This window comes from Arthrobacter sp. 05L45_2 (assembly GCF_056397525.1).
Map to the genome: position 1 here is coordinate 1 of NZ_JBFTNO010000287.1, position 2,569 is coordinate 2,569.

Below are 2,569 nucleotides of genomic sequence, written 5' to 3' on the forward strand. Positions count from 1 at the left end.
GGACGGCACGCTGCGGGGCCGGCCCGGCTCCTGCCGCGGGGACGTGCCGGACCAGTGTGGCGGTGCGCTCCACGCCGTCGGGCCCGGCCGCCTGGAAGACGCAGGCCGCGAAGTCCTCGCCCAGGATGTCTGTCTGCCACTCCATCGGCTCCTCCCGGCCCGCAGCTAGACCGCTGCGGCGGCCGCGCGGCCCGCCGTCCGGCCAGAGAACAGGCATCCGCCCAGGAACGTTCCCTCAAGGGCGCGGTAGCCGTGGATCCCGCCGCCGCCGAAACCGGCCGCCTCCCCGGCGGAGTACAGCCCGGCGACGGGCAGGCCGGAACGGTCCAGCACCCTGGATTGCAGGTCGGTCTGGATCCCGCCGAGGCTCTTTCGGGTCAGGACGGAAAGGCGCACCGCGAGCAGGGGCCCGTGCCGGGGATCGAGCATCGGGTGCGGGGGAGCCACCCGCATCACCCGGTCCGTGGTGAAGCGGCGGGCGGCGCGGATCGCGGCGAGCTGCGGATCCTTGCCCAGGCCGCTGGCGAACTGGCGGTCGCGGGAGCGGACCAGCCGGTCCAGTTCCGCTGCGTCAATCAGTGGCGAGCCTGTCAGGCCGTTCATTTTCCCGGCGAGCTCGGCCGGGCTGGCCGCCTGCAGGAAGTCCACACCGCGGTCCAGGAAACGCTGCAGTGGGCTGTCGATGGAGGGTTTGAGGCGCGCGGCGAGCAGGCGGATGTCTTTGCCGGTGAGGTCCGGATTCTGCTCGGAGCCGGAGAGCGCGAATTCCTTGAGGGCAATTGACCGGTTCAGCACGAACCAGGAGTGCTGATGCCCGGTGGCCAGGATATGGCGCAGTGCGCCGAGGGAGTCGAAGCCCGGAAACAGCGGCGCCGGGAGCATCTTCCCCGTAGCGTCCAGCCACAGCGCCGACGGGCCCGGCAGGATCCGGATGCCGTGCTTCGGCCAGACAGGATCGTAATTGTGGATGCCTTCCGGGTAGTGCCACATCCGGTCGCCGTTGATAAGCCTGCCGCCGGCACTGTCTACGGCGGCCAGGAAATCGCCGTCCACCGCCGCCGGGACCCCGCTGAGCATCGCCTCCGGTGCGCCGCCGCCCGGCCATTGCTTACGGACGGCGGTGTGGTTGCCGCCAATTCCGCCACTGGTGACGACGACGGCGCCCGCGGCGGCCTCGAAACCGCCGACGGCTTCACGGGATGATTGCTCGCCCCGTGCCGCGCCGCTCGGGACGAGGACCTCGCCGCGCACCCCGGTGACAGTGCCGCCGCTGGTGGTGAGTCCCGTGGCGCGGTGGCGGAAATGGAAGGAGACCCTTCCGGCAGCCTGGCCCTCCCTGAGCTTGGCGAGGAAGGGCGCGACAATCGCGGGCCCGGTGCCCCAGGCGACGTGGAAGCGGGGGACCGTGTTGCCGTGGCCGTCCGGGCCGTACCCGCCGCGTTCCGCCCACTGCACCAGCGGGAAGAGTCCGACGCCGAGGGCGGCGAGCCAGGCGCGTTTCTCGCCGGCCGCGAAGTTCACGTAGGCCTCCGCCCAGGCGCGGGCATGGGTGTCTTCGCTCCGGTCGAAACCGGCCGACGACAGCCAGTCCGCCAGTGCCAGGTCCGCGCTGTCCCGTACGCCCAGCCGGCGCTGCTCCGGTGTGTCGACCAGGAACAGCCCGCCAAATGACCAGTGGGCCTGGCCCCCGACGGAAGCCTCGGGTTCCTGGTCCAGGACCGCCACCCGCCGTCCGGCCGCGTACGCCTCGGCGGCTGCCGCCAGCCCCGCCAGACCGGCGCCGACCACCACGACGTCGGCCTCGATCCGCGTGCCGGGACCGGCTCCCACTACGCCGCTGGTGACTGCATCCTCGCTGCTCATGGCTTCATGCTAGCGCCCGGGCGGGATGCGGATTGGCCGGCATTTTGGTTTGTGCGCCGGGAACCGGAAAACTAGGGGCATGCGCGTATATCCCACCTTCTTCCGGCTTGCCTTCTCCTGGATGGACGCCGAGCGCGCCCATACGATCGGTTTCCGGGCCATCCGGCTGGCCAACCGCTGCGGCGCCGGACGGGTGCTGCAGCGCTTCACCGCGCCGGCCCCGTCCCTGCGCACCGAGGCGTTCGGGCTGACGTTCCCGTCACCGTTCGGACTCGCCGCGGGGTTCGACAAAGAGGGCCACGGCATTGAGGCCCTGACCGAGCTCGGCTTCGGCCACGTCGAGGTTGGCACCATTACCGGCCAGGCCCAGCCGGGCAACCCGGCCCCCCGGCTGTTCCGGCTCATCGAAGACCGTGCCGTGATTAACCGGATGGGCTTCAACAACGACGGTGCGGCTGTGGTCGCACCCCGGCTGCGCTCCGCCCGCGCCGCCCTGCAGCGCCGCTATCCAGGCGTCCGTCCGGTGATCGGCGTCAATATCGGCAAGAGCAAGGTGGTGGAACTTGAGGACGCAGTGGCGGACTACCTGGTGAGCGCCCGCAGCCTGGCCCCGGCCGCCGACTACCTCGTGGTGAACGTCAGTTCCCCGAACACCCCCGGCCTGCGGCTGCTGCAGGACGTTGACACACTCCGGCCACTCCTGTCC

At 71.2% G+C, this 2,569-nt stretch carries 2 protein-coding genes; one reads left to right on the forward strand and one right to left on the reverse strand.

Going from position 1 to position 2,569, the window contains the following annotated elements; genetic code table 11:
* Positions 1–165 precede the first annotated feature (165 nt).
* Complete coding sequence (locus AC1DHD_RS15495) at positions 166–1,863, reverse strand: FAD-binding dehydrogenase (RefSeq protein WP_476880566.1); 1,698 nt, start codon at positions 1,861–1,863, stop codon at positions 166–168.
* Between the two features lie 79 nt (positions 1,864–1,942).
* Between AC1DHD_RS15495 and pyrD the strand changes: the two genes are divergently transcribed.
* Positions 1,943–2,569: dihydroorotate dehydrogenase (quinone) (gene pyrD, locus AC1DHD_RS15500; protein WP_476880567.1), on the forward strand; the 627-nt coding region annotated here is incomplete at its 3' end.